Raw genomic sequence first — 24865 nt, 5'->3', positions numbered from 1 at the left:
CTACTTCGTCAGGCCGGACGGCTCCTGTCCGGCGGTGGCCGACACCCGGCGCCGTACGCCGAACCAGCCCGCCACCAGCATCGCCGCGATCACCGGGACCAGGTACAGGGTCTTGCGGCCGACCTCGGGGTCGTTCCACATCAGGACGAGGACGGAGAGCAGGAAGACGATCGTGACGATCTCCGTGACCGGGCTGCCCGGCAGACGGAAGTGCGGCCGGGTGACCAGGCCCTCGCGCGCCCGGCGCACGAAGACCAGGTGGCAGATCATGATGATCACCCAGGTGCTGATGATGCCCAGGGAGGCGACGTTCAGCACGATCTCGAAGGCCTTGCTCGGCACCAGGAAGTTCAGGCCGACGCCGAGGACGCAGACCGCACAGGTCAGCAGGATGCCGCCGTAGGGGACCTGGGTGCGGCTCATCACGCCGGTGAACCTGGGCGCGGAGCCCGCCATCGCCATGGAGCGCAGGATGCGGCCGGTGGAGTACAGGCCGGAGTTCAGGGAGGACATGGCGGCCGTGAGGACCACGAGGTTCATCACGTCGCCGGCCGCCGGGACGCCGATCTTCGACAGGACGGTGACGAAGGGGCTCTGGTCGCCCGAGTAGAGCGAACTCGGCAGCAGCAGGGCCAGCAGGACGACCGAGCCGACGTAGAAGAGGGCCACGCGCCACATGATCGAGTTCACCGCGCGCGGGACGACCTTCTCCGGCTCGGCGGTCTCGCCGGCGGCGACGCCGACCAGCTCCAGTGCCGCGTACGCGAAGATCACGCCCTGCATCACCAGGACGACGGGCATCACGCCGTGCGGGAGGACGCCGCCGTGGTCGGTGATCATGCCGATGCCCGGGGTGTGGCCGCCCACCTCGTGCTGGGTGGCCAGCAGGAAGATGCCGATCAGCATGAAGCCGACGAGGGTGGCGACCTTGACGATCGCGAACCAGAACTCCATCTCGCCGAAGATCTTCACCGAGATGAGGTTGACGGCCAGCACGACCGCGAGGGCGATCAGCGCGAGCACCCACTGCGGAATGCTCGTGAACATACTCCAGTAGTGCGTGTACAGGGCGATCGCGGTGATGTCGGCGATGCCGGTCGTCGACCAGTTCAGGAAGTACATCCAGCCGGCGACGTAGGCGCCCTTCTCCCCGAGGAACTCGCGCGCGTACGACACGAAGGACCCGGAGGAGGGCCGGTAGAGGACCAGCTCACCGAGCGCCCTGACGACGAAGAAGGCGAAGACGCCGCAGACGAGGTAGGCGATCGCGAGGGCCGGGCCCGCGTCGCGCAGGCGTCCGCCGGCGCCGAGGAAGAGCCCGGTGCCGATCGCGCCACCGATGGCGATCATGTTCACGTGGCGGGCCTTGAGGCCCTTGCTGTAACCGGCGTCGCCCGCGTCCGCGGGGATGGTCCCGGTCGCCTGGGGGTGGGCGGCGACCTGTGCCGTGTCGACGGCGTCCTTGCTCACGGGTGGTTCCACTCTCTGGTGCGCCCGGGCGGGATACGCCCAGGTCGTCCGTACAGTGACGAGGCCCGCACCACCCTTCGCGGCACAGACCAAGGCAGCACCTTCCCACGACGCTGTGTCGCCATGCGGTGGCTCATGTCACACAGGGTGACTTCTCACAGGATCGGCCGGCGGTCTCCACCTGGTGCACAAGAGGTGTCACAGTGTTGGTGAGACAGCGATACTGCTGCACATGACGACGACCGACACCGGGGAGCCCGCCCTCACGATCGACGAGCTGGCGGCACGGGCCGGCGTCACGGTGCGCACGGTCCGCTTCTACGGCACCCGGGGGCTGCTGCCGCCCCCCGCGATCGGCCCGCGCCGGGTGGGACGCTACGGCGGGGAGCACCTGGCCCGGCTGGCGCTGATCGAGGAGTTGCAGCACCAGGGCATGACGCTGGCCGCGATCGAGCGGTACCTGGGGCAGCTGCCGCCGGACCTGAGCCCGCACGACCTCGCGCTGCACCGGGCCGTGGTGGCCTCGTGGGCGCCGGAGGCGGTGGAGACGGTCACGCGGGAGGAGCTGGACCGGCGGGCGGGCCGGCCGGTGACCGACGAGGAGGTGGGCCGGCTCGTGGCGATGGACGTCGCCGTGCCCGACGGCGACCGCTACCGCGTCGACGCCGGGCTGCTGCGGCTCGGCGTCGAGCTGCTCGACGTGCCCCTCTCCCCCGAGACGGTCCTCGCCGCCCGCACCGCCCTGCTGGCACACTCCCGCGCCGCCGCGCGGGACCTGTCGCGGCTGCTGCGCGACGCGGTCGCCGAACGCGACGCGCGGGACGTGCGGTCGCTCTCCGCCCACATGCACCCGCTGGTGGTGCAGGCGCTGCTGACCACGTTCCAGCGGTCGCTCCGCGAGGAGCTGCGGGAATGGCTCGACAGGGACGGCGAGGGGGACGCCGGTACGGGCGCTGGTGCGGAAACCGACGGCGACGCGCCCGGCGGCGCCGGTGCGGAAACCGACGGCGACGCGCCCGGCGGCGCCGGCACCGCCGGGGGTGACGGCACCGGCGCGGACACCGGCCCGGGCGCCGCCGGGTGATCCGGGGGCTCAGCGGCCGTCGGTGAAGACCTCCCCCTTGTCCGCCTTCTCCACCAGCAGCGCGGGCGGCGTGAAGCGCTCGCCGTAGCGGTCGGCCAGCTCGCGCGCGCGGGCGACGAAGGCGGGCAGGCCGGCCCCGCCGTCGTAGCCGTTGATGTACTGGAGGACGCCGCCGGTCCAGCCGGGGAAACCGATGCCGAGGATCGAGCCGATGTTGGCGTCGGCGACGGAGGTCAGCACGCCCTCCTCCAGCAGCCGCACCGTGTCGAGCGCCTCCGAGAAGAGCATGCGCTCCTGCATGTCCTCGAAGGGGATCGCGTGGCCCGGCTTCGTGAAGTGCTCGCGCAGGCCCGGCCACAGACCCGCCCGCCTGCCGTCCTCGCCGTACTCGTAGAACCCGGCGCCGCCGCTGCGGCCGGGGCGCTCGAACTCGTCCACCATGCGGTCGACGACGGCCTCGGCGGGGTGCGCGGTCCAGGTGCCGCCCGCCTCCTCCACGGCCCGCTTCGTCTCCTGGCGGATCTTCCGCGGGAGGGTGAGCGTCAGCTCGTCCATCAGGGAGAGCACCTTGGCGGGGTAGCCCGCCTGGGCCGCCGCCTGCTCGACGGAGGCGGGCTCGATGCCCTCGCCGACCATCGCCACGCCCTCGTTGATGAAGTGGCCGATGACCCGGGAGGTGAAGAAGCCGCGCGAGTCGTTGACGACGATCGGGGTCTTGCCGATCTGCCGGACCAGGTCGAAGGCGCGGGCCAGCGCCTCGTCGCCCGTGCGCTCGCCCTTGATGATCTCGACGAGCGGCATCTTGTCGACCGGCGAGAAGAAGTGCAGTCCGATGAAGTCGGCCTGCCGCTCGACCCCCTCGGCCAGCGCGGTGATGGGGAGCGTGGAGGTGTTGGAGCAGAGCAGCGCGTCGGCGTCGACGACGTCCTGGATCTCCTGGAACACCTTGTGCTTGAGCGAGGTGTCCTCGAAGACCGCCTCGATGACCGCGTCGCAGCCCGCGAGGTCGGCGGCCTCGGCGGTCGGCGTGATGCGGGCGAGCAGGGCGTCGGCCTTCTCCCGCGTGGTGCGGCCCTTGGCGACGGCCTTGGCGCACAGTTTCTCGGAGTAGCCCTTGCCCTTGAGGGCCGACTCCAGGGAGACGTCCTTGAGGACGACGTCGATGCCCGCGCGGGCGCACGAGTAGGCGATGCCGGCGCCCATCATGCCGGCGCCGAGGACGGCCACCCTGGTGACCTTGCGGGGCTCGACGGCGCGGGGGCGGTTGGCGCCGGAGTTGACGGCCTGGAGGTCGAAGAAGAACGCCTGGATCATGTTCTTCGCGGTCTGGCCCGCGGCCAGCTCGACGAAGTAGCGGGCCTCGATGACCTGCGCGGTCTCGAAGTCGACCTGGGAGCCCTCGACCGCGGCGGCCATGATGTTGCGCGGCGCCGGGTAGGGGGCGCCGGCGGTCTGCTTGCGCAGGTTGGCGGGGAAGGCGGGGAGGTTGGCCGCGAACTTCGGGTGGGACGGGGTGCCGCCGGGGATGCGGTAGCCCGGCCTGTCCCACGGCTGGGCGGACTCCGGGTGGGCGTCGATGAAGGCGCGGGCCTTCGCGATCAGGTCCTCGCGGCTGTCGGCGACCTCGTCGACCAGGCCGTTCTCCAGGGCGCGGCGCGGGTTGTACTGGGTGCCCTGGAGGAGGACCTTCAGCAGCGCGTCGGTGATGCCGAGCATGCGGACGGTGCGGACGACGCCGCCGCCCCCGGGGAGCAGGCCGAGGGTGACCTCGGGGCAGCCGATCTTCGAGCCGGGCGCGTCGAGGGCGACGCGGTGGTGGCAGGCGAGGGCGATCTCGTAGCCGCCGCCGAGCGCCGCGCCGTTCATCGCGGCGACGACGGGCTTGCCGAGGGTCTCGATGCGGCGCAGGTTCCGCTTGATCGCCATGCCGCCGTCGAAGAGGTCCTGGGCGGTCTCCGGGGTGACGCGGATCAGGTCCCGCAGGTCGCCGCCGGCGAAGAAGGTCTTCTTGGCGGAGGTGACGATGACGCCGCGGATCGCGTCCTTCTCGGCCTCCAGGCGGTCGGTGACCACCGCGAGGGACTCGCGGAAGGCCTGGTTCATGGTGTTCGCGGACTGGGCGGGGTCGTCGAGGACGAGGGTGACGACTCCGGTGTCGTCCTGTTCCCAGCGGATGGTGGTGCTCTCGGTCGTCATGACAGGGGTCTCCAGTGAGGTCTCGGGGGCCGCGGTTCCGCAGGGAGTCAGATGCGCTCGACGATGGTGGCGATGCCCATGCCGCCGCCCACGCAGAGGGTGGCCAGGCCGTAGCGCTTGCCCTGGCGCTCCAGTTCGTCGACGAGGGTGCCGAGGATCATCGCGCCGGTGGCGCCGAGGGGGTGGCCGAGTGCGATGGCGCCGCCGTTGACGTTGACCTTGTCCAGGGACAGGCCCATGTCCTTCACGAAGCGCAGGACGACGGCCGCGAAGGCCTCGTTGATCTCGACGAGGTCGATGTCGTCGATGGTCAGCCCGGCCTTGGCGAGCGCCTTGCGGGTGGCGGGGGCGGGACCGGTGAGCATGATGGTGGGCTCGGAGCCGGAGACGGCGGCGGAGACGATCCGGGCCCGCGGGGTGAGGCCGTAGCGCTCGCCGACCTCCTTGGAACCGATGGCGACCAGGGAGGCGCCATCCACGATGCCGGAGGAGTTGCCCGCGTGGTGGACGTGGTCGATCTTCTCGACCCAGTGGTACTTCTGGAGCGCCACGGCGTCGAAGCCGCCGAGTTCGCCGATGTCGGCGAAGGACGGCTTGAGGCCCGCGAGGGAGTCGGCGGTGGTGCCGGGGCGCAGGTGCTCGTCGTGGTCGAGGACGGTGAGGCCGGCGCGGTCCCGGACGGGGACCACGGAGCGCTCGAAGCGGTTCTCCTTCCACGCGGTGGCCGCGCGCTCCTGGGAGAGGGCCGCGTACTCGTCGACGTCGCGGCGGGAGAAGCCCTCGATGGTGGCGATGAGGTCGGCGCCGATGCCCTGCGGCACGAAGTTGGTGGCGAGGTTGGTCATCGGGTCGTTGAACCAGGCGCCGCCGTCCGAGGCCATCGGCACCCGGGACATCGACTCGACGCCGCCGGCGAGGACCAGGTCCTCCCAGCCGGAGCGGACCTTGGCGGCGGCCAGGTTGACGGCCTCCAGACCCGAGGCGCAGAAGCGGTTCTCCTGGACGCCGGCCACGGTGTCGGGCAGTCCGGCGGCGATGGCGGCGATGCGGGCGATGTCGGAGCCCTGGTCGCCGACGGGGCCGACGACCCCGAGCACGACGTCGTCCACGGCGGCCGGGTCCAGGTCGGGGAAGCGGGCGCGGATCTCGTGGATGAGGCCGACGACCAGGTCGACGGGCTTCGTGCCGTGCAGGGCGCCGTTCGCCTTGCCGCGTCCGCGCGGGGTGCGGATCGCGTCGTACACGTACGCTTCGGTGGTCACTGGCAGGCCTTTCACAGAGGGTTGGGTGCGAGGTCCGGGACGGTGTCCGGGCGTCGGGGCAGGTCCCAGTCGCGGGCCACGGCCTCGGCGTCGGCGCCCGGCAGGGCGGGGCCGGTGCGGACGGCGGTGGGGGTCGCGGAGAAGCGGGGCGCGGGGGCGGGCTGGGTGATGCCGCCGTGGTCGGTGAAGGTGCCGCGGGCGGCCAGGTGCGGGTGGTGCGGGGCCTCGCGGAGCGACAGCACGGGCGCCACGCAGGCGTCGGAGTCCGCGAAGACGGCCGTCCACTCGTCCCGGGTACGGGTCGCGAACCGGGCGGCGATGGCGTCGCGCAGCTCGGCCCAGCGGGCGGGTTCGTCGCGGGCGGGTGCCCGCTCGGGGATGCCGAGCAGGTCCATGAACTGCGCGTAGAACCGGGGCTCCAGGGCGCCGACCGCCATGTGGCGGCCGTCGGCGGTCGCGTAGGTGCCGTAGAAGGGGCAGCCGCCGTCGAGGAGGTTGGCGCCCCTGCGGTCCTGCCAGGCGCCGGCGGCGAGCATGCCGTGGATCATCGAGGAGAGGTGGGCCGTGCCGTCGACGATGGCGGCGTCGACGACCTGTCCGGCGCCGCTCGCCCGGGCGTGGTGCAGGGCGGCGAGGATGCCTACGACCAGGTAGAGGGAGCCGCCCGCGTAGTCGCCCAGCAGGTTGGCCGGGACGGCCGGGGGCTCGTCCGGGGCGCCGATCATGCCGAGGGCACCGGTGAGCGCGATGTACCCGATGTCGTGTCCGGCGCGGTCGGCGAGCGGGCCGTGCTGGCCCCAGCCGGTCATGCGGCCGTAGACCAGGCGCGGGTTGCGTGCGTGGCAGTCGTCCGGACCGACGCCGAGCCGTTCGGCGACGCCGGGGCGGTAGCCCTCGATCAGCACGTCGGCACGTTCGGCGAGGTCCAGGACCGCGGCCGGGCCGTCCGGTGCCTTGAGGTCGACGAGCACCGAACGCTTGTTGCGGTTGGTGACGTCGCGGGCGGGGTCGATCCCGAGGCCGGCGCCGCCCGGGCGGTCGACGCGGACCACGTCGGCCCCGAGGTCGGCCAGGAGCATGGCGGCGAAGGGGCCGGGGCCGATACCGGCCAGCTCGACCACGCGCACCCCGCCGAGCGGGCCCGCGCCGTGCTCCGGCCCCGGCTCTCGCCCCGGCGTCCTCGCTCCCGACATGGAGCCCCCAGTCATGTGACACAGTTGCTGTAACACCAGTGATGCTAGGAACGTGTTCCATCGGACACAAGACCCGGACGAGCAAGCGCTTAGCCAATTATGGCCGGGCCGCTCTCCGGGTCGGCAGTCCTCACGCTAGCCTCGGCCACCGGCGACGGCGCGTGCTGCGGGTCCAGGGGTCGCCGAAGGGTGACGAAGGGATGTCATGAGCAGGCTGAACAAGGCCGACCGGCCGTACGACGTCGTGCTCTTCGGGGCGACGGGTTTCGTCGGTGAACTCACCGCGGAGTACCTCGCCGCGCACGCGCCCGACGGGCTGCGCTGGGCGATCGCCGGGCGCAGCGAGGAGAAGCTGCGGCGGCTGCGGGAGCGGCTGCCGGGCGCGTCGGAGGTCGGCGTCCTGCGCGCCGACGTCAGCGACCCTTCCTCGCTGCGCGAACTGGCCGAGCGGGCGCGCGTGGTGGCCACTACGGTGGGTCCCTACGTCCGGTACGGCGACGAGCTGGTCGCGGCCTGCGCGGAGACCGGCACGGACTATCTCGACCTCACCGGTGAGCCCGAGTTCGTGGACCTGACGTACGTGCGCCACGACGCACGTGCGCGGGAGACCGGCGCGCGGCTGGTGCACGCCTGCGGCTTCGACTCCGTACCGCACGACCTCGGCGTGCACTTCACCGTGCGGCAGCTGCCGGAGGGCGTGCCGCTGACCGTGGACGGCTTCGTCAGCGTCGACGCCGCCTTCTCGGGCGGTACCTTCGCCTCCGCGCTGGGGCAGTTGGCGCGCGGGCGGCAGCTGCGGGACGCCGCGCGGGAACGCCGGCGGCACGAGCCGCGGCTGGTGGGCCGCCGCGCGGTGACGCCGACCGGCGCGCCGCGGTTCGCCGGGGAGATCGGTGCCTGGGCGCTGCCGCTGCCGACCATCGACGCGCAGATCGTGCGGCGGTCCGCGAAGGCCCTGGACCGCTACGGCCCCGACTTCCGCTACCGCCACTACGCGGCCGTCCGGCGCCTGCCGGTCGCCGTCGGCGGAGTGGCGGCGGTCGGCGCGCTGGCGGTGGCGGCCCAGGTGCCGCGGGCGCGGCGCTGGCTGTCCGGCCGGCTCCAGCCGGGCGACGGGCCCAGCGCCGAGAAGCGGGCGCGGAGCCGGTTCTCGGTCCGTTTCGTCGGCGAGGGCGGTGGCCGGAGGGTGTGCACCGAGGTCACGGGCGGTGACCCGGGGTACGACGAGACGGCGAAGATGTTCGCCGAGGCGGCGCTCTCGCTCGCCCTCGACGAGCTGCCGCCGGTGGCCGGGCAGGTCACGACGGCCGTGGCGATGGGGGACGCCCTGACCGGGCGCCTGCGGGCGGCGGGCATCGGCTTCCGGGTGGCCGCGACCCGCTGACGGACGGTGCGGGCCCGGTGCGACGGGCCGGGGCCCGGTGCCTGTCCGCCCTTGTCGCCTGCCTGGCGGGCGACGACAGGAAGGGTCGGACGGGCCCTAACCCGACCATCCGGCGATCGTGCAGATCATCCCGCCGATCCACGCGACCCCGGCCGCCATGGCGAGGACCAGGCCGGCGACCACCGCCCGCTCGGCCGGCCGGCCGGGTCGGTGGGTGGACTGCCGGGGTGCGCGCTGTGTCGTCATGGGCCCAGCCTGTCGTCCGTCGGGAACGGGCACATCCGTACGGGTACTCAGTCGGCCTGGGTGGTCCGTGCGGACGCCCGGAGCCGGTGCGGGCCGGCGCGGGTGCCCGCACCCCCGTTTGAGACTTTTCCCGCGTCGGCTCATGACTGCCGGTGGCCGTGCGCCGCAGAAGTCCCCATGAGCAGTTCAATGAAATCCTTGAAGGTATGAAGTTCCTTCTCGAAGTCACCATGGACGAGGGCGCGCTCGCCGAGGACCCCACGGGCGAGTTGCAGCGCATCCTGCGGTACTGGGGCGGCAACCTGAAGCACTACGCCCTGGAGGCCGGCGACGGTTCGGCCGTCTACGACTCCGCCTACCGGGAGGTGGGCCGCTGGAGCATCGAGGATCGGGGTCAGGCCGGGTAGGCGGCCGACCGCAGAGCCTCGCGGCACAGGGCGTCGGCCCGGCGGGTGGTCTCCGGCAGCCGGTAGGCGGGAGCCAGCGCCAGGGTGTGCGCGCAGGCGTTGTCGAGGCTCATGCGGTGGCCGACGGAGACGAAGACCGGCTTGACGCCGTCGCGCGTGCGGACGGCACGCCCGACCTCCTCGGCGCCGGCGAGCAGCGGGGCGGTACTGCCGCGTGCGGGGCCCGGATCGTCGTACGTGAAGGCGAACGGGTTCTTGGCGACGCCGATCGTGGGCAGCCCGGTGAGGACGCCGAGGTGGCTGGCGAGCCCGAAACGGCGCGGGTGGGCCAGGCCGTAACCGTCGCAGACGATCAGGCCCGGTGGGCCGGGCAGCGCGTCGAGGGCGGCCAGGACCGTCGGGATCTCGCGGAAGGCCAGCAGGCCGGGCACGTAGGGGAAGGAGATCCGTCCGACGGCCGTGGCCTCGGCGACGACGTCGAGGGTCGCGGCGTCGAGGACGACGGCGGCGGACGCGACGATGTCCCGCTCGTCGTCGTAGGCGACGTCCACGCCGGTCACCAGGCCGGTGCCGGGCGGCGGGCCCGGTTCGTGCAGCACCACGCGGGCCCGCAGTCCGTCCTGGACGGCGCGGGCCCGCTCCTCGGTCGCGGGCCAGTCCTCGGGTATCCGCGCGGTCACGGTCGTCATGATGGGCGCAGCCTACGGGAGTCCGGAGCAGGCTCGCGATCTTGTTCGTGCGCGAGCGGTACCGCACCGCGGGGTGGTCGTCGCCGTCGCGGTGGCCCGTGCGCGGGCCGGGCGGCTCACTTGCCCAGCGCGCGCTGGAGTTCGCCCTTGTTCATGCTCGAACGGCCGCTGACGCCGCGGCGCTTGGCCTCCTGGTAGAGCTGGTCGTAGGTGGGCCCCTGGGGGCCCTGCCGGTTGCCCGACCGCTGGCCGCCGCGCTTGCTCGGCGACTTGTCCTGGGTGGACGTACGGCTGGCGGTCTTCGACTCGCCGGACCGGGCGCGCTCCTTGTTCACCGTCCGGGCCGCGATCTCCTCGGCGCGACCGGTGCTCTCGCCACGGCTCTCGGCGCTGTCCTTGATGTGCTCGTACTGCCGCTCCCGCTTGGGGCTCGACCCGCGTGGCATGTCCGCTCACTTCCTCTCGCGTTCAGCGAACGGGTACCCACGTTACGGACGAGCACCCCGGCGCGCGCGGCGTCACGGCTCCAGCCGGGCGACCCGTCCCCGCTCGCCGGCCGCCCAACAGCCCAGGTCCGGCGTGCAGTCCACGGTGTCGTACGATCCCGTGTCGAGCGTCCGCCAGGTGGTGCCGCCGTCCGTGGTGAGGTCCGTACCGGTGGGACCGACCGCGAGGGCGGCGGTGCGGCTGTGCGGGAGCCATGCGACGCCGGAGCGGTAGGCGGGCGGAGGGCCGCCCGCGGGCCGCCAGGCGCGGCCTCCGTCGGTGGTGCGGGCGGCGGCGCGCGGGGAGCTCTGGTCGGGGCGGTAGTCGCCGCCGACCGCGAGGCCGTGGAGGCGGTCGCGGAAGGCGAGGGCGAAGACGCCCCGGGCCGGGTCGCCCGCCGGGACCGGGACGTCCGCGGCCGTCCAGGTGAGCCCGCGGTCGGCGGAGTGCAGCACCCGCGCGCGTGCGGCCCCGCCGGTGGCCAGCCAGACGTCCTTCGGCCCGGACGCCACCAGGCACTGGCCACTGGCCGCGAAGCCGGCCTCGCCCTGCTGCGCGGCGGGCATGCCGCGGCTCGGCAGCACCTTCCAGGAGCGGCCGCCGTCGCCGGTGGCCAGGATGCGGAACCTGCCGTCCACCGGATCGCTCAGGGCGAGGCCGTGGCGGTGGTCGAAGAAGGTGAGGCAGTCGTAGAAGGCCCGTGCGTCGGTGTTGCGGAAGGACTCGGTCCAGGTCGCCCCGCCGTCGTCGGTGCGGTAGACGCGGGACGCCTCGCCCTCGCCGATGGCCAGGACCACGGCACGGCGGGCGTCGAAGGCCTCGACGTCCCGGAACTCCAGCTCGCCGGCGCCCGGTGGCGAGACGTTCCGCCAGGTGCCGCCGCCGTCGGTGGTGCGCAGGACCGTGCCCCGGCTGCCGGCCACCCAGGCGGTGTGCCGGCTGACGGCCGCGAGCCCCCGGAACCTGGCGTCGGACACGTCGGTCGCCTTCACCTCCCAGTGCGGCGGCCGGTGCCGCGCCTGAGCGGGGGCGGCCGTGAGGGCGGCCAGGGCAGCCGCGCACACCGCCGCCGCGACCACCGCCCGGCCCCGTCCCCCTCCCCCGCCGCCGGTTCGGACGGACCCTGCCGTGCGTCGCGTGCTTCCCGAGCGCCTCATGGCGGGCGAAGCTAGCCCACCGCCCCGGTGCCGTCCAGAGGGCCCGGACGGCGGGCGGGCGTGCGCGCGAGTGGCGCAAGTGCCGGGCGTGGCACCCGAGGAGAGCCGTGTCACTCCCGTGCATGAACGCGGTGACAGAGGTCACTAGCTTCTCGTGTGCACGGATTGGCTGATTCCGTCGTCTCTTCCAGTGCCCGGCCCGTACACCCCCGAGCCCGTCCAGCCGTCACGAGGGAGCAAGACGTTGTCCACCGTCATCGAGCACCCCGTCGAGGCGCGTCTCGTCGCCGCCGCGCCGCGTATGCCGAGCATTCCCGCCACCCTGCACTACGACCGCGGCGACCCGTTCGCCGTCCGCATGACCTTCCCCGCCCCGGCCACCCTCGAGGGCGTGGAGGTCTGCTGGACCTTCTCCCGCGAACTGCTCATCTCCGGGATGCGGGAGCCGGACGGTCACGGTGACGTGCGGGTGCGGCCCTACGGGTACGACCGCACCGTCATGGAGTTCCACGCGCCCGAGGGCACGGCCGTGATCCACGTCCGTTCGGGCGAGCTGCGCCGGTTCCTGCACGCCACCGGTGAGCTGGTGCCGGTGGGGCTGGAGCACCTCCAGCTGGATCTGGACCGCGACCTGGCGGAGTTGATGCGCGGCACCTGCTGACCGCACGGCCCCGAAGCCGAGCCTCGGAAGAGCTGGACTCCCGGCCCGCCGGGGCCGTCGGTGCCGGAGGCCGGGGTCCTGACGGTCCCGTAGGTGCCGAGAGCCTCCCGCGGACCAGGGGCGTGCCCCACGTGCCCCGTTCAGCCGCCCGTCGACGCCGCGGTTCGGGCCGTCTCGGCGCTCACGGCGCCCCACACCTCGCCGACGATCTTCCGCAGCCCGGGGGCCGCCGCCCCGCTGCGACCGGTCAGCTCCGCGATCCTGCGTTCGCGACGCGCGCCCCTCACGACGGGTCCGAGGGTGCGCAGTTCCGCGGCGGCCGCCAGCGCGGCCACGGCGGCGTCCCGCTCGGACACCTCCCCGGCCGGTACCGGGCCCTCGATGGCGTAGCGCGTCTCCTCGCGCAGGACCTGCGCGGCGGCGGTCCGCGCGAGCACGTGCTCCACCGACGGGAAGACGCCCAGGACGCGCCGTTTGCGGGCGCGCAGATACCCGTCGGCCACCAACTGCTCCCGGACGGCGTCGAAGGTGACCCGGGCGTGCAGCCTCACCCAGGTGCGCCACCGGTGCGGCATCGACTCGCGGACGAGGTCCAGCACTCCGTCGAGGACCGCGTCCGCGGTGCGCGAGTCCAGGTCGACGGGGGTGGCGACGCCCTCGTCGTCGACGAGCAGACCGCGCTGGGCCAGCTCGGTGAGCGCGCCGGCCCGCACCAGATGGTGCACCCGGGCGGTGTCACCGGCCCCGGGCCGCGCGGGGTCCCAGGCCAGCAGGCAGAGCCGGGCCGGCAGTGAGAGCGAGCCGTTGGGCACGGGACCTCCTCGGAGTCGTGGGACGGGGGCGGCCCCCGGACCGGGCCGGGGGCAGGTCCGTAAAGGCGTTGACAGCCCTCCTGGGCCTTTCTACGTTGTACATCGCTTTTGTTGCCGCTGATCGGAGAAGGACGTTGCTCGTCTGAGGTTCGAGACATCGCGCCACACCCGTCGCGGGTGTGTACGTCGCGTGCGACCTCGGCGTTCGAGCCGTCCTTGCGGAACAGGGCCTTCTCCCGCCCGGTGCTCCCGGGCCCCTCCTTTCCGCGCCCCACGGCGGTCGCCGCCTCCGGTGTCTCGATACGCGTTTGCCCCTGACCGCATCGAGCAACCACGGAGTCCCCGTATGTCCGCTTCCCTCACCTGTACCTCCCTCTCCTTCGCCTGGCCGGACGGCACCCCCGTCTTCGAGGGACTCGACGCCGCGTTCGGCCCCGGCAGGACCGGGCTCGTCGGAGTCAACGGGTCCGGCAAGTCGACCCTGTTGAAGCTCCTCGCCGGACGGCTCACCCCGGCCGACGGCACCGTCCACGTCTCCGGCGAGGTCGGTCATCTCCCGCAGAACGTCACGCTCGACACCGCGTCGCGGGTCGACGAGGCGCTCGGCATCGCCGCGCGGCGCACCGCACTGCACGCCATCGAGGCCGGTGACGTGGCCGAGGAGCACTTCGACACCGTCGGCGACGACTGGGACGTCGAGGAGCGGGCCCTCGCCACGCTCGGCGAACTCGGCCTCGGCCATGTGGGGCTGGACCGCACCGTCGGCGAGGTCTCGGGCGGCGAGTCGGTGCTGCTGCGCCTGGCCGCGCTGCTGCTGCGCCGGCCCGACGTCCTGCTGCTGGACGAACCCACCAACAACCTCGATCGGTACGCGCGCGGACGGCTGTACGCGGCCGTCGAGAACTGGCCGGGCCCGATGGTCGTGGTCAGCCACGACCGGGAGCTGCTGGAACGCGTCGACCAGATCGCCGACCTGCGCTCCGGCGCGATCACCTGGTACGGCGGCCGCTTCTCGGCGTACGAGGAGGCGCTGGCGGTGGAGCAGGAGGCGGCCGAGCGGATGGTGCGGGTCGCCGAGTCGGACCTGCGCAGGCAGAAGCGCGAGCTGACCGACGCCCACGTGACCCTGGCCCGGCGCAGGCGGTACGGCCAGAAGATGTACGACACCAAGCGCGAGCCGCGCGCGGTGATGCGGCTGCGCAAGCGCTCCGCGCAGGAGTCCGCCGGCAGGTACCGCGTCCTGCACGAGGAGAAGCTCACCGAGGCCAGGGAGCGGCTCGGCGAGGCGGAACGGGCGGTGCGGGACGACGACGAGATCCGCGTCGACCTGCCGTACACGGCCGTGCCGGCGGGCCGGTCGGTGCTCACCCTGCGGGAGCTGGAACTCGCGCACGGCAGAAGGGTGAAGGGCGGCCTCGACCTGCACGGGCCCGAGCGGATCGCGCTGACCGGGCGCAACGGCGCGGGCAAGACGACGCTGCTGCGCACGATCGCCGGGGAGCTGGAGCCGGTGTCGGGCGAGGCGGCGGTCCACGTCCCGCTGCGCTTCCTGCCGCAGCGCCTGGACGTCCTCGACGGCGAGCTGAGCGTCGCCGAGAACGTGGCCCGGTTCGCGCCGGGCGCCACCGACAACCGGGTCCGGGCGCTGCTGGCCCGCTTCCTGTTCCGGGGCGCCCGCGCCGACCAGCGGGTGGCGACGCTGTCGGGCGGGGAACTCTTCCGGGCGACGCTGGCGGCGCTGATGCTGGCCGAGCCCGCGCCGCAGCTGCTGGTGCTGGACGAGCCGACGAACAACCTCGACCTGGCGAGCGTCCGGCAGCTCACCACCGCGCTGGAGTCGTACGAAGGGTCGCTGATCGTGGCCAGTCACGACCTGCCGTTCCTGGACTCGATCGGCATCACCCGCCGGCTGCTCATGGAAGGGGGCGAGCTGAAGGACGTCGGGCCGGAAGCCGTCGGGTGATCCGGGCGGCGCCCGCGGGCCCGGCACGGCGGAGTGCCTCAGGAGGCCGGCCGGGGGTGCCGGGGGTTCCCTCCGCCGCGCTCCGGCTGCATGATGGCCGACCGGCGCCGCACCACGGGCGCCCCGGCTCGCCGGGGGACTGGTGACCCACCGGCCGGGGAACCCGGACGCGGTGACTGTGTGAGGTGCCTCTCGGTTCGGCTCCGGGAGCCGTCCGGCCGAGCCTCGCGCACGTCACCCGTTCGGCCCCGGGACCTGCGTGTCCCGGGGTGGCGCCGGACCCCCGTGGACGGTGCTGATCAGCGGCCTTTACAGTGCATTTAACCTACGGTCTCGTAACCTACGGTTTCGTAGCCTACGATCCCGTAAGTTCCCCGGCACCGCTCGCCGGACGCATTCCGCTCAGTCGCACGTCCCCTGGAGTTCTCTGTGACGATCGTCTCCCCGCACCTCGGCAGCTCAGCCGAATGGACCGACGCCCGGCTGCTGTACGCGCTGGAGGAAGTGGTCGAGACCGAACTGAACCGGCACCTGAAGGTCACCAAGGACTGGATGCCGCACGAGTACGTGCCCTGGAGCGACGGCCGCAACTTCCCCGGGTTCTTCGAGGACGGCGAGGCGTGGGAGAAGGGCCAGTCCAAGGTCACCGAGATCGGCCGGATCGCGCTGGTGGTGAACCTGCTGACGGAGGACAACCTCCCCAGCTACCACCACGAGATCGCGAGCCTCTTCGGCCGCGACGGCGCCTGGGGCACCTGGGTGCACCGCTGGACCGCCGAGGAGGGCCGCCACGGCATCGTGATGCGCGACTACCTGCTCGCCTCGCGCGCGGTCGACCCGGACCAGCTGGAGCAGTTCCGGATGGCCCACATGAGCGAGGGCTTCGAGTCGGACAACCGGCACTCCATGCTGCACTCGGTGGCCTACGTCGCCTTCCAGGAGCTGGCCACCCGCATCTCGCACCGCAACACGGGCCACCAGTCCGGCGACCCGGTCTGCGACCGCATGCTGGCCCGCATCGCGACCGACGAGAACCTGCACATGGTCTTCTACCGGAACCTGCTCAAGGCCGCCTTCGAGCTGGCGCCCGACCTGACGATGCAGGCGGTGCGGGACGTGGTCGTGAACTTCCGGATGCCCGGTCACGGCATGCCCGGCTTCGAGCGGGCCGCCGCGCAGATGGCGATCGGCGAGGTCTACAACCTGCGCATCCACCACGACGACGTGATCCAGCCGGTGCTGCGCTTCCTGAAGATCATGGAGATCGACGGCCTGGGCCCCGAGGGTCAGCAGGCGCAGGAGGAGCTGGGGCTGTACATGGGCGGGCTGGACGCCGAGGCCTCCAAGTTCGACGAGAAGCTCGCGGCGCGCAAGGCGCGGATGGCGGCCCGGGCGGCGGGCTGACCGATCCGGCCCGGCCCCGCCCGCCCCGCCGTGACGGCGCGGCGGGCGGGGCTCAGTACGTGGTGCGGCGCAGCGCCAGCCGTTCCTTCTCCGACAGCCCGCCCCAGACGCCGAAGCGTTCGTCGTTGTCGAGCGCGTACTCCAGGCAGGCCGAGCGGATCGGGCAGAGGGCGCAGATCCGCTTGGCGTCGCGGACGGAACTGCCGGGCTCGGGGAAGAAGAAGTCGCCCCCGGTCTGTGCGCACAACGCCTCCTGCTGCCAGGCGAGGTCGTCGGGCGTCGCGATCGTCTCGATGTGCATGCTCAGAGCGTGCCGGACGGCGAAAAACGTTCGATCAACGCGCGATCAACGCCGTCGGGACGGGCCTGCGGCCGACCCGATGGTCCCCCGCGACGGACGCGGGCGCACGGCGGCGCGCGGGAGCGGCCGTCAGTGGTCGGTGGTCGGTGGTCGGTGGTCGGTGGTCGGTGGTCGGTGCGAGACTCGGCAGAGCAGGCAGCGGGTCCCTTCCGAGGAGGGCGATGATGCTCACCACCCGTTACGTCACCGGCGCCCCGAACTGGATCGATGTCGCCACCTCCGACCTCGACGGCGCCGCTTCCTTCTACGGCGGCCTCTTCGGCTGGCGGTTCCGGCCGGCGGGCCCCGGAGCCGGGGAGTGCGGCCACTTCGAGCTGGACGGCCGGATCGTGGCCGGCGGCACGCGGCCGGCGCCGGAGCAGGGCCCGCCGTCCTGGACGGTGTACTTCCAGAGCCATGACGCGGCGGCTGCCGCCGAGGCCTCGGAGGGGGCCCGCGGCGGTGTGCTCGTGCGCCCGACGGACGTACGGGACCGGGGCACCGCGGCGGTCCTCACCGACCGGGGCGGAGCGCGGTTCGGCCTCTGGCAGCCGGGGCGGCTGGGCGGCCTCGGCGTGGCCGGGGAGAGCGGCGCGCTGTGCTGGGTCGAGCTGTACACGGCGGACGTCGCCGCCGCCGCCGCGTACTACCGCGCGGTGCTGGGGCTGGAGACCTCCGCCGTCGGCTTCCCCGGCGCGGGCACGTACACGTGCTTGAACCCGGCCGGGGAGGGCGAGGAGAGCATGTTCGGCGGCGTGGTCCCGCTCGCCGGCGACCCCGTGGAGACGGACGCCCACTGGCTGCCGTACTTCGCGGTGGACGACGCGGACGCCGCGGTGGCCCGGGCCGGGCGGCTGGGCGGCGCGGTGCGGATGGCGGCCACGGACATCGCGGGCGTCGGGCGCCTCGCCCGGCTCGCCGACCCGTACGGCGCGCGCTTCGCGGTGCTCAGACCGTCGCCGGGCACGCCTTAGACGGCTCCGCGGCGACCCCTCGCCCACCCGGCGCGCGGCGGCTCGTCGAGAGGCGGTCCTCCGGCCCCGGTCACCGCCTCACGCGGTCGCGCGGCGGATCAGCGTGGTCGGCAGCACGACCCCCGACGACGTGTCCGCCACGGTCGCCCCGCCCTCCCCGGCCACGGCGTGGCGGTCCAGGCCGCGCAGCAGCAGGCGGGCCATCAGCCGCCCCATCCCCTCGATGTCCTGACGGACCGTCGTCAGCGGCGGGTCGGTCTGCTCGGCGACGGGCAGCATGTCGTCGAAACCGACCACGGCCACGTCGTCCGGCACCCGCCTGCCGCGCTCCCGCAGCACCCGCAGGGCGCCCGCCGCGGTGAGGTCGTTGGCCGCGAACACGGCGTCCAGGTCGGGGCACCGGTCGAGCAGTTCCCGCATCCCGCGCTCCCCGCCGACCGCGGTGAAGTCCCCGCGCGCGACCAGTTCCGGGCCGGCGTCCGCCCGGAGGTCGCGGAAGCCGGCGAGCCGGTCGGCCGCGGAGGTCTGGTCGAGCGGGCCGGTGATGTGCGCGATGCGGTCGCGGCCGAGGCCGGCCAGGTGGCGGACGGCGGCACGGGCGCCGCCGCGGTTGTCGCTGTCCACGTACACCGCGCCGTCCCGGCCGTCGTCCCAGCCGGGCCGGCCGCCGAACACGGTCGGCAGGCCGGCGCTGCGGACCAGGCCGGGCAGCGGGTCGTCGAGGTGCAGGGAGAAGACGAGGGCCCCGTCGACGTGTCCGCCGGCCAGATAGCGCCCGACCCGGGCGTGGTCCTCGCGTCCCTCGGTGAGCAGCAGCACGAGCTGGTTGTCGTGCGCCGTCAGTTCCTTGCTGATGCCGCGCAGTTGCTGCGCGAAGTACGGGTCGTCGAAGACCCTGGCCTCCGGTTCGGCGGCCACCACGGCCACGGCGTCGTGCCGCCTGGTGACCAGGCTGCGGGCGGCCTGGTTGGGCACGTAGCCCAGTTCCTCCACCGCGCGCCGCACCCGCTCGGCCAGCGCGTCCCGCACCCCCTGCGCCCCGTTGACCACCCGGGACACGGTGGCCCGCGAGACCCCGGCGTGCTCGGCCACGGCCTCCAGGGTGGGACGCGGCGCTGTCTGGCTCACTTCGGGCTCCTCGTCGGGCGGCTGCCGCCAGGATAGCGGCAGCCCCGCGAGGGAGAGAGCGCTCTCGACGCCCCTCAGTGGTGGTGGGCGTGCGCGTCCGCGGAGGCCCCCTCCGCCCCCTCCGGGGCACTCTTCGCTCCGCTCGCGGCACCCTCCGGCTGCCCGTGCGGGTGCGCGTGCGGGTCGTAGCCGGGGATCGTGCCGTCCGCCTTCTTCACCAGGAACAGCCCCACCATGCCCATGTCGGAGTGGCTCTGCACATGGCAGTGGTACATCCACGCCCCGGCGCCGACCCCCTCCCCCGCGATGATCTGGAAGCCGAAGGAGTCCGCCGGGCCGGTGATCTTGTTGTCGATGACCTGGCTCGGGTCGTCGGGACCGGTGAGCATGCCGGTGCGGTTGTCGGCCCAGCGGTGACCGTGCATGTGGAAGGTGTGGTAGTACTCGCCGTGCGTGATCATGACGATCTCGACCCGGTCGCCCACGGTGGCCTCGAAGTTGGGGCCCGTGTGCGGCTTCTGGTTGTTGATGAGCATGTCGTTGAAGACGATGGTGTGCGTCGCGTCCGGCAGCACGTCGCCCTTGCGGCGCACGATCACCGGCCCGTACAGGCCCTTGCGGATGCCTCCGGTGCCGTGTTCGGTGCCGACGACGTGGTCGTGGTAGTGCCAGTACCCCGCGCTGCCCGCCCGCCAGGTGCCGTCCGCGCGGCGGCCGGGCTTGTGGGTGCGCCAGGTGTAGGTGCGGGTGCCGCCGGGCTCGACGTCGCTCTTGTTCGCTGCGGTGCCGTCGCTGGAGATCTCGTAGTCCAGGCCGTGGACGTGCAGACTCGCCCGTACGTCCATCGTGTTCGTGAACTCGATGTGCAGCGTGTCGCCCTCGTTCAGCTCGATCAGCGGGCCGGGGATGGACGCCTTGCCCTTCTCGAGGCCGTAGCCCATCTGACCGTCGGGCAGCTTCTCGGCGTACATCCTGATGTGCTTCACCTCGCCCCCCGCCGGTGCCGTCCCGGCGGTGACGGCCTGCGCCGCGCCGGCCGCGCCCGCGGTCTCCGGAGCGATGGACAACGATGTCGCGACGGCCGCGCCGCCCAGCAGTACCCGTCGGTTGAAGCCTCGCCTGTCCATGCCGAACTCCCCACGCTGACCCGGTGTTTGCGCAGACGCAGCCGTGATTGGCTGTGATGAACCTGTGGGACGGTACCGGCTGCGACGGCGTTTATCCACACTCAGGACAAAGTTGGTTCCATCCCGGTCATACCTATTGGCGAACCGCGCAAAGAGGTCTAGCTTCCTTGGCGCTGCTGCCGTGACCGAGGAGGTGCCCATGCCCTTGAGAGGGTTGAGCGCAAGGAGAAGAGGCTGGGCGGCGTTCGCTACCGCCGGTTTCGTCGCCGCGGGACTGCTGTCTGGCCCCACAGCAAGCGCCCGTCCGGCGCCGGATCCATCCCTGACAACGATGTCGATCAAGTCGCCGCCGGGCGGCGCGAACGTACGGGTGCTGATCTTCTACGGGTCCGCCGCGGCCGGGGACGAGTCCCCGGTCGTCAACGCCGGGATCGCCGCCATCGAGCGGATCGGGCTGACCGGCCCGGAGAAGGAGCGCTTCACGGTCGAGGCGACCGACAACGCCTCCGTCTTCACCAACGAGAAGAGGCTCGGCCGCTTCAACGCGGTCGTGTTCCTGACCGGCGGCGGTGACGTGCTCGATCCGGCCCAGGAAGCGGGGCTGGAGGCGTACATGGAGGCCGGCGGCGGGTTCGTCGGCGTCCACGACGCGGCCCGCGCGGAGCCGTACTCGGACTGGTTCACCGGTCTGGTCGGGGCCCGCCCGGCGGCGTCGAGCCCGAAGACCGTCCAGCGGGCCACCGTCGAGGTCGGTGACCGGCGCCACCCGGCCACCAAGGACCTGCCGACGCAGTGGAAGCGGCCGGACACCTGGCTCAACTGGGCGAAGAACCCGTCCGGCGACGTGCACACCGTCGCCCGGGTGCGCGAGTCGACGTACCAGCCGGGTGCCGGTGCCAACGGCTGGGACCACCCGGTCAGCTGGTGCCGGGACTACGACGGCGGCCGGTCCTTCTACACCGGCATGGGCGGCACGGTGTCGTCCTACGACGAGACCGACTTCCGCGCCCACCTGCGCGGCGCCCTGATGTGGACGACGCGGCTGGCGCAGGCCGACTGCAAGGCCACCATCACGGGCAACTACCAGGCCGAGCGGCTCACCCAGGCCAACCAGGCCGGCCAGAACGACCAGATCGGCGAACCGCACGGCCTGGTCACCGCGCCCGACGGCCGCGTCTTCTACATCGGACGCGGCGGCGCCGACTCCTCCAAGCCCGTGATCACCGACTGGAACAACCCCGACATCGGCAAGGGCACGGGCGAGATCCACGTCTGGGACCCGAAGACCAGGAAGGTCACCCTCGCGGGCGCGCTCACCGTCTTCGGCAACAAGGGCGGCGGCGACGAACTGGTCAAGGTCGAGGAGGGCCTGCTCGGCATCGAGCTGGACCCGCGGTTCAGCGAGAACGGCTGGGTGTACCTGCACTACACGCCGCACTCGCAGATCAACCGCGACACCCACATGGCGGAGCGGCGGGTCTCCCGCTTCACGCTGGACCGGGCGACGAACAAGCTGGACCTCGGCAGCGAGAAGGTGCTGCTGAAGTGGCCGGTGCAGATCCACAGCTGCTGCCACGCGGGCGGCGGGATGGCCTGGGACTCCAAGGGCAACCTGTACATCGCGACCGGTGACAACAACTCCAGCGGCTTCAGCGGCGGTTACTCGGGCAACAACCCGCAGCCCAACTTCAAGGGCGTCTCCTTCGCCGACGCGCGCCGCACCGCCGGCAACACCAACAACCTCAACGGCAAGATCCTGCGCATCCACCCGGAGCCGGACGGCACCTACACGCTGCCCGAGGGCAACCTGTTCACCGGGAAGGAGACCGCCGAGGGCGGCGGCAAGACGCGTGGGGAGATCTACGTGATGGGTGTGCGCAACCCGGCGCGCATCTCCGTCGACAAGGCCACCGACACCCTGTACGCGGGCTGGGTCGGCCCGGACGCCGGCGCCCCGTCGACGACGTGGGGTCCGGCCAAGTACGACACGTTCGCCACGATCACCGAGGCGAGCAACCGCGGCTGGCCGTACTGCATGGGCAACAAGCAGCCGTACCGGGACCGGAACCTGCCGGACCCGACGAAGCCGCTGGGCTGGTACGACTGCGACGCCCCGAAGAACGAGTCGCCGAACAACGACGGCCTGGTCAACCTGCCGCCGGTGACCGGCAACAACATCTGGTACTCGCCGCAGGGCGGCGGCCCCGACTTCCCGCGCGACGCGAACGGCATCCCGTCGTACAAGCAGGACGAGGCCACCTACCGGCTGCCCTGGCTCAAGGGCGGCGGGCAGGCCGCGATGAACGGCCCGCTCTACCGCTTCGACGCGGACAGCGCCAGCGAGACCAAGTGGCCCGCGTACTGGGACGGCAAGTGGTTCGTCGGGGACTTCTACGACTCCGACCAGCCGCGCAACGCGGTGCTGATGGACCCGAAGACACAGGGTGACGGCGGTCTGCCGGTGCACTCGGAGTCGCTGAAGAAGATCGTGCCGATCGGCAACGACGGCATCAAGAACCTGATGGGCTGGAAGTTCGGCCCGGACGGCGCGCTGTACGTCCTCGACTACGGCCGCGGCTTCTTCACCTCGGACTCCAAGTCGGCCCTGTGGCGGGTCACCTACAAGGGCGGCGGGCCGACGCCGGCCGCCGGACAGCTGGCGAGGGGGTCTGAGTGATACGCCAACGAAGAATGTGGGCGGCCCTGTTGGCCGGCCTGCTGATGATGCTCGGTCTTCAGGTGACGTCCGCGTCCGGGCAGCCCCGGGCACAGGCCGAGGCCGCCGCCGCGGACCAGGTGCTCACCTGGACCGCCGGCGACGACATCACGAAGTACACGTCGGCGCCCGAGACGGCGGTGGCCGGTCCGGCCACGATCGTCTTCGAGAACAGCGAGGCGACCGGCAACACCACCGGCATGCCGCACACGCTGACGTTCATGACCAGCGATCCGGAGTACAACCAGGACGTCCAGCTGAACATCCTGGCCAACCCGGGCGACGACCAGGGCGGCAAGCACACCGCCGAGGTCACCCTCACGCCCGGCCGGTACATGTACCACTGCACGATCCCCGGCCACGGCCAGATGCAGGGCGTCCTCGTGGTGACCGAGGGCGGCGGTGGCGACGACACCACCGCGCCGGCGACCTCGGCAGAGGTGGGCGGCACGCAGAACGCCGACGGCGCCTACGTCGGTTCCGCGACCGTGACGCTCGCCGCCACCGACGAGGGCGGCTCCGGCGTCGAGCGGATCGAGTACGCCGTCGGCGCCGACGGCGCCTGGCAGCCGTACACCACGCCGGTCGTCGTCGACCAGGTCGGCGAGCACACGGTGCGCTACCGGGCCTTCGACAAGGCGGGCAACGCCGCCGAGGAGAAGAGCGTCGCGTTCACCGTGGCCGCCCCGGACACCGACGACACGACCGCGCCGGAGACCTCGGCGACGGTCAGCGGTGAGAAGAACCCCGACGGCGCGTACATCGACATGGCGACGGTGACCGTCACCGCCTCCGACACGGGCTCCGGCGTCAACACCATCGAGTACGCCGTCGGGGACGGCGCCTGGCAGGCGTACACCGCGCCCGTCATGGTGCACGCGGTGGGCGAGCACACCGTGCGCTACCGCGCCACCGACAAGGCGGGCAACGCGGCGGCCGAGAAGAGCGTCGCCTTCACCGTGGTGGCCGCTCCCCCGCAGGACACCGTCCCGCCGGTGACCGGCGCGACCGTGGACGGCACCAGGAACTCCGACGGCGCCTACGTCGGCAGCGCGAAGGTGACCGTCAACGCCACGGACGAGGGCGGCTCCGGCGTGGCCGGCGTGGAGTACTCGCTCGACGCCGGGCCCTACCTCGCGTACGGCGCCCCCGTGGTCGTGGACCGCGTGGGCCGGCACACCGTCGCCTACCGGGCCAGTGACAAGGCCGGCAACACCTCCGCGCCGGTGACCGTGAGCTTCACGGTCGTGTCCGGCGGGGTGCCGGCGCCGCCCTGCCCGGAGTACGACGAGCGGCAGACGGTGATCGTCGGCACGGTCGACACGGGCGTGCCGAACCGGGTCACGAACAACCGGTGCCGGATCAACGAGATGATCGAGGACGAGAAGGAGTGGTCGTCCCAGGCGCTGTTCCTCAAGCACGTCCGCGAGGTCGCGGACGCGCTCCTGGACGAGGGTGTCGTCGACCGCCGGGAGTACCGGGCGATCAACCAGGCCGCCCGGCAGTCGGGGATCGGCACGCCCGGCCAGACCGAGGGCTACCGCACGATCATGGACGGCACCGCGGGGTCGCTGGCCAAGTGGGAGCAGGTCGGCGGTGGTTCGTTCGCCCCCAACGGGGACGGGTCGATCACGTCCAGCACCAGCACGCCGGGCATGGGCATGCTGTGGTTCCCGGAGCGCAAGTACGGCGACTTCTCGCTGAAGCTCCAGTGGCGTGACGACGCCCCGGGGACCGCCAACACCAACGGCGGCGTGTTCGTGCGCTTCCCGCAGGTGCACGACCACCCGGAGGAGTCCCGCCCGGAGTGGGTCGCCATCAAGTACGGCCACGAGGTGCAGGTCTTCGACGGCCCCACCGGCGACATGTACAAGACCGGGTCGGTCTACGGCTTCGACCGGGTCGGTCTCGCCGGGGCGGGGGTGACGGAGAAGGGCACCTGGAACGACTACGAGATCCGCGTGGTCGACCAGCACTACTCCGTCTTCCGCAACGGCGTGCTGATCAACGAGTTCGACAACACCGGAGGCCAGGACTTCACCCCGCCGCGCTCGGACGACCCGGGCACGGACGGGCGGCGGTTCTCCTCCGGCCACATCGGGCTCCAGGTCCACGGCACGACGGACGTCGTCTCCTACCGGGACGTGCGGATCAAGGAGCTGTAGC

General features: G+C 72.7%; 20 protein-coding genes and 1 pseudogene. 9 read left to right on the top strand and 12 right to left on the bottom strand.

Annotated features, from left to right (window positions below; genetic code table 11):
* Positions 1 to 1470: an amino acid permease gene (locus tag AC07FV_RS11930; RefSeq protein WP_479086588.1), complete on the bottom strand. Its 1470-nt coding sequence runs from the start codon at positions 1468 to 1470 to the stop codon at positions 1 to 3.
* 232 nt (positions 1471 to 1702) lie between these two features.
* Between AC07FV_RS11930 and AC07FV_RS11925 the strand changes: the two are divergent.
* Positions 1703 to 2398 (top strand): annotated as a pseudogene (locus AC07FV_RS11925) (MerR family transcriptional regulator); the annotation flags it as partial.
* A gap of 165 nt (positions 2399 to 2563) precedes the next feature.
* Here AC07FV_RS11925 and AC07FV_RS11920 read toward each other — a convergent pair.
* Genes AC07FV_RS11920 through AC07FV_RS11910 form a run of 3 tightly spaced genes read right to left on the bottom strand, consistent with a single transcriptional unit; the run spans position 2564 to position 7205 of the window.
* Positions 2564 to 4750, bottom strand: a complete 2187-nt coding sequence (locus AC07FV_RS11920) for a 3-hydroxyacyl-CoA dehydrogenase NAD-binding domain-containing protein (RefSeq protein WP_479086587.1) — start codon at positions 4748 to 4750, stop codon at positions 2564 to 2566.
* Between the two features lie 47 nt (positions 4751 to 4797).
* A complete protein-coding gene (locus tag AC07FV_RS11915) occupies positions 4798 to 6012 on the bottom strand; it encodes an acetyl-CoA C-acetyltransferase (protein WP_383643625.1) in 1215 nt (404 codons plus the stop codon).
* 11 nt (positions 6013 to 6023) lie between these two features.
* On the bottom strand, positions 6024 to 7205 hold the full coding sequence (locus AC07FV_RS11910; protein ID WP_479086657.1) for a CaiB/BaiF CoA transferase family protein: 1182 nt from the start codon (positions 7203 to 7205) through the stop codon (positions 6024 to 6026).
* A gap of 205 nt (positions 7206 to 7410) precedes the next feature.
* Between AC07FV_RS11910 and AC07FV_RS11905 the strand changes: the two genes are divergently transcribed.
* Entirely contained in the window at positions 7411 to 8589 is a 1179-nt protein-coding gene (locus AC07FV_RS11905; RefSeq protein ID WP_479086585.1) for a saccharopine dehydrogenase family protein, read from the top strand.
* A gap of 96 nt (positions 8590 to 8685) precedes the next feature.
* Here the strand turns inward: AC07FV_RS11905 and mmpA are convergent, their stop codons facing one another.
* On the bottom strand, positions 8686 to 8835 hold the full coding sequence (gene mmpA, locus AC07FV_RS11900) for a morphogenic membrane protein MmpA (RefSeq protein WP_479086583.1): 150 nt from the start codon (positions 8833 to 8835) through the stop codon (positions 8686 to 8688).
* 206 nt (positions 8836 to 9041) lie between these two features.
* Between mmpA and AC07FV_RS11895 the strand changes: the two genes are divergently transcribed.
* Complete coding sequence (locus tag AC07FV_RS11895) at positions 9042 to 9242, top strand: hypothetical protein (protein ID WP_479086582.1); 201 nt, start codon at positions 9042 to 9044, stop codon at positions 9240 to 9242.
* Here the strand turns inward: AC07FV_RS11895 and AC07FV_RS11890 are convergent.
* From AC07FV_RS11890 to AC07FV_RS11880, 3 genes are all read right to left on the bottom strand, one after another.
* Entirely contained in the window at positions 9230 to 9931 is a 702-nt protein-coding gene (locus tag AC07FV_RS11890; RefSeq protein ID WP_479086580.1) for an endonuclease V, read from the bottom strand. The genes AC07FV_RS11895 and AC07FV_RS11890 overlap by 13 nt on opposite strands.
* Before the next feature lie 116 nt (positions 9932 to 10047).
* Positions 10048 to 10377 carry a plasmid stabilization protein gene (locus AC07FV_RS11885; RefSeq protein ID WP_479086578.1) on the bottom strand — a complete coding sequence of 110 codons (330 nt, stop codon included), beginning with the start codon at positions 10375 to 10377 and terminating at the stop codon, positions 10048 to 10050.
* Between the two features lie 72 nt (positions 10378 to 10449).
* The gene (locus tag AC07FV_RS11880; protein ID WP_479086656.1) at positions 10450 to 11481 is read right to left on the bottom strand and encodes an oxidoreductase; all 1032 of its coding nucleotides are present in this window, start codon (positions 11479 to 11481) and stop codon (positions 10450 to 10452) included.
* Between the two features lie 337 nt (positions 11482 to 11818).
* On the opposite strand from AC07FV_RS11880, the gene ssgD reads away from it, so the two are divergent.
* Positions 11819 to 12235: a spore wall synthesis regulator SsgD gene (ssgD, locus tag AC07FV_RS11875; RefSeq protein WP_384699520.1), complete on the top strand. Its 417-nt coding sequence runs from the start codon at positions 11819 to 11821 to the stop codon at positions 12233 to 12235.
* A gap of 140 nt (positions 12236 to 12375) precedes the next feature.
* On the opposite strand, the gene AC07FV_RS11870 is transcribed toward ssgD, so the two are convergent.
* Positions 12376 to 13047, bottom strand: a complete 672-nt coding sequence (locus tag AC07FV_RS11870; protein WP_479086576.1) for a GOLPH3/VPS74 family protein — start codon at positions 13045 to 13047, stop codon at positions 12376 to 12378.
* Between the two features lie 346 nt (positions 13048 to 13393).
* Here AC07FV_RS11870 and AC07FV_RS11865 point away from each other — a divergent pair, with 346 nt between their 5' ends.
* Together AC07FV_RS11865 and AC07FV_RS11860 are read left to right on the top strand one after the other, a co-directional pair.
* Positions 13394 to 15010 carry an ABC-F family ATP-binding cassette domain-containing protein gene (locus tag AC07FV_RS11865; protein ID WP_479086574.1) on the top strand — a complete coding sequence of 539 codons (1617 nt, stop codon included), beginning with the start codon at positions 13394 to 13396 and terminating at the stop codon, positions 15008 to 15010.
* A gap of 429 nt (positions 15011 to 15439) precedes the next feature.
* Positions 15440 to 16414, top strand: coding sequence for an acyl-ACP desaturase (locus tag AC07FV_RS11860; protein ID WP_356610830.1), 975 nt, complete (start codon positions 15440 to 15442; stop codon positions 16412 to 16414).
* Between the two features lie 52 nt (positions 16415 to 16466).
* Here AC07FV_RS11860 and AC07FV_RS11855 read toward each other — a convergent pair whose 3' ends face one another.
* On the bottom strand, positions 16467 to 16715 hold the full coding sequence (locus AC07FV_RS11855; RefSeq protein WP_356610831.1) for a WhiB family transcriptional regulator: 249 nt from the start codon (positions 16713 to 16715) through the stop codon (positions 16467 to 16469).
* Between the two features lie 224 nt (positions 16716 to 16939).
* Here AC07FV_RS11855 and AC07FV_RS11850 point away from each other — a divergent pair, with 224 nt between their 5' ends.
* Entirely contained in the window at positions 16940 to 17728 is a 789-nt protein-coding gene (locus AC07FV_RS11850; RefSeq protein ID WP_479086573.1) for a VOC family protein, read from the top strand.
* A gap of 78 nt (positions 17729 to 17806) precedes the next feature.
* Here the strand turns inward: AC07FV_RS11850 and AC07FV_RS11845 are convergent, their stop codons facing one another.
* Both AC07FV_RS11845 and AC07FV_RS11840 read right to left on the bottom strand, forming a co-directional pair.
* Positions 17807 to 18856, bottom strand: coding sequence for a LacI family DNA-binding transcriptional regulator (locus tag AC07FV_RS11845; RefSeq protein ID WP_479086571.1), 1050 nt, complete (start codon positions 18854 to 18856; stop codon positions 17807 to 17809).
* Between the two features lie 74 nt (positions 18857 to 18930).
* Positions 18931 to 19983 (bottom strand): multicopper oxidase domain-containing protein, encoded by a 1053-nt coding sequence (locus AC07FV_RS11840; protein ID WP_479086569.1) that lies wholly within the window; start codon positions 19981 to 19983, stop codon positions 18931 to 18933.
* Between the two features lie 199 nt (positions 19984 to 20182).
* Here AC07FV_RS11840 and AC07FV_RS11835 point away from each other — a divergent pair, with 199 nt between their 5' ends.
* Together AC07FV_RS11835 and AC07FV_RS11830 are read left to right on the top strand one after the other, a co-directional pair.
* A complete protein-coding gene (locus AC07FV_RS11835; RefSeq protein ID WP_479086567.1) occupies positions 20183 to 22660 on the top strand; it encodes a ThuA domain-containing protein in 2478 nt (825 codons plus the stop codon).
* Positions 22661 to 22674: 14 nt separating this feature from the next.
* Positions 22675 to 24864 (top strand): OmpL47-type beta-barrel domain-containing protein, encoded by a 2190-nt coding sequence (locus AC07FV_RS11830; protein WP_479086654.1) that lies wholly within the window; start codon positions 22675 to 22677, stop codon positions 24862 to 24864.
* Position 24865 lies beyond the last annotated feature (1 nt).

Source organism: Streptomyces sp. NPDC045956 (genome assembly GCF_056430705.1).
Note: the sequence above shows the minus strand (reverse complement) of the source record. Positions and strands in the feature narration are given on the sequence as shown.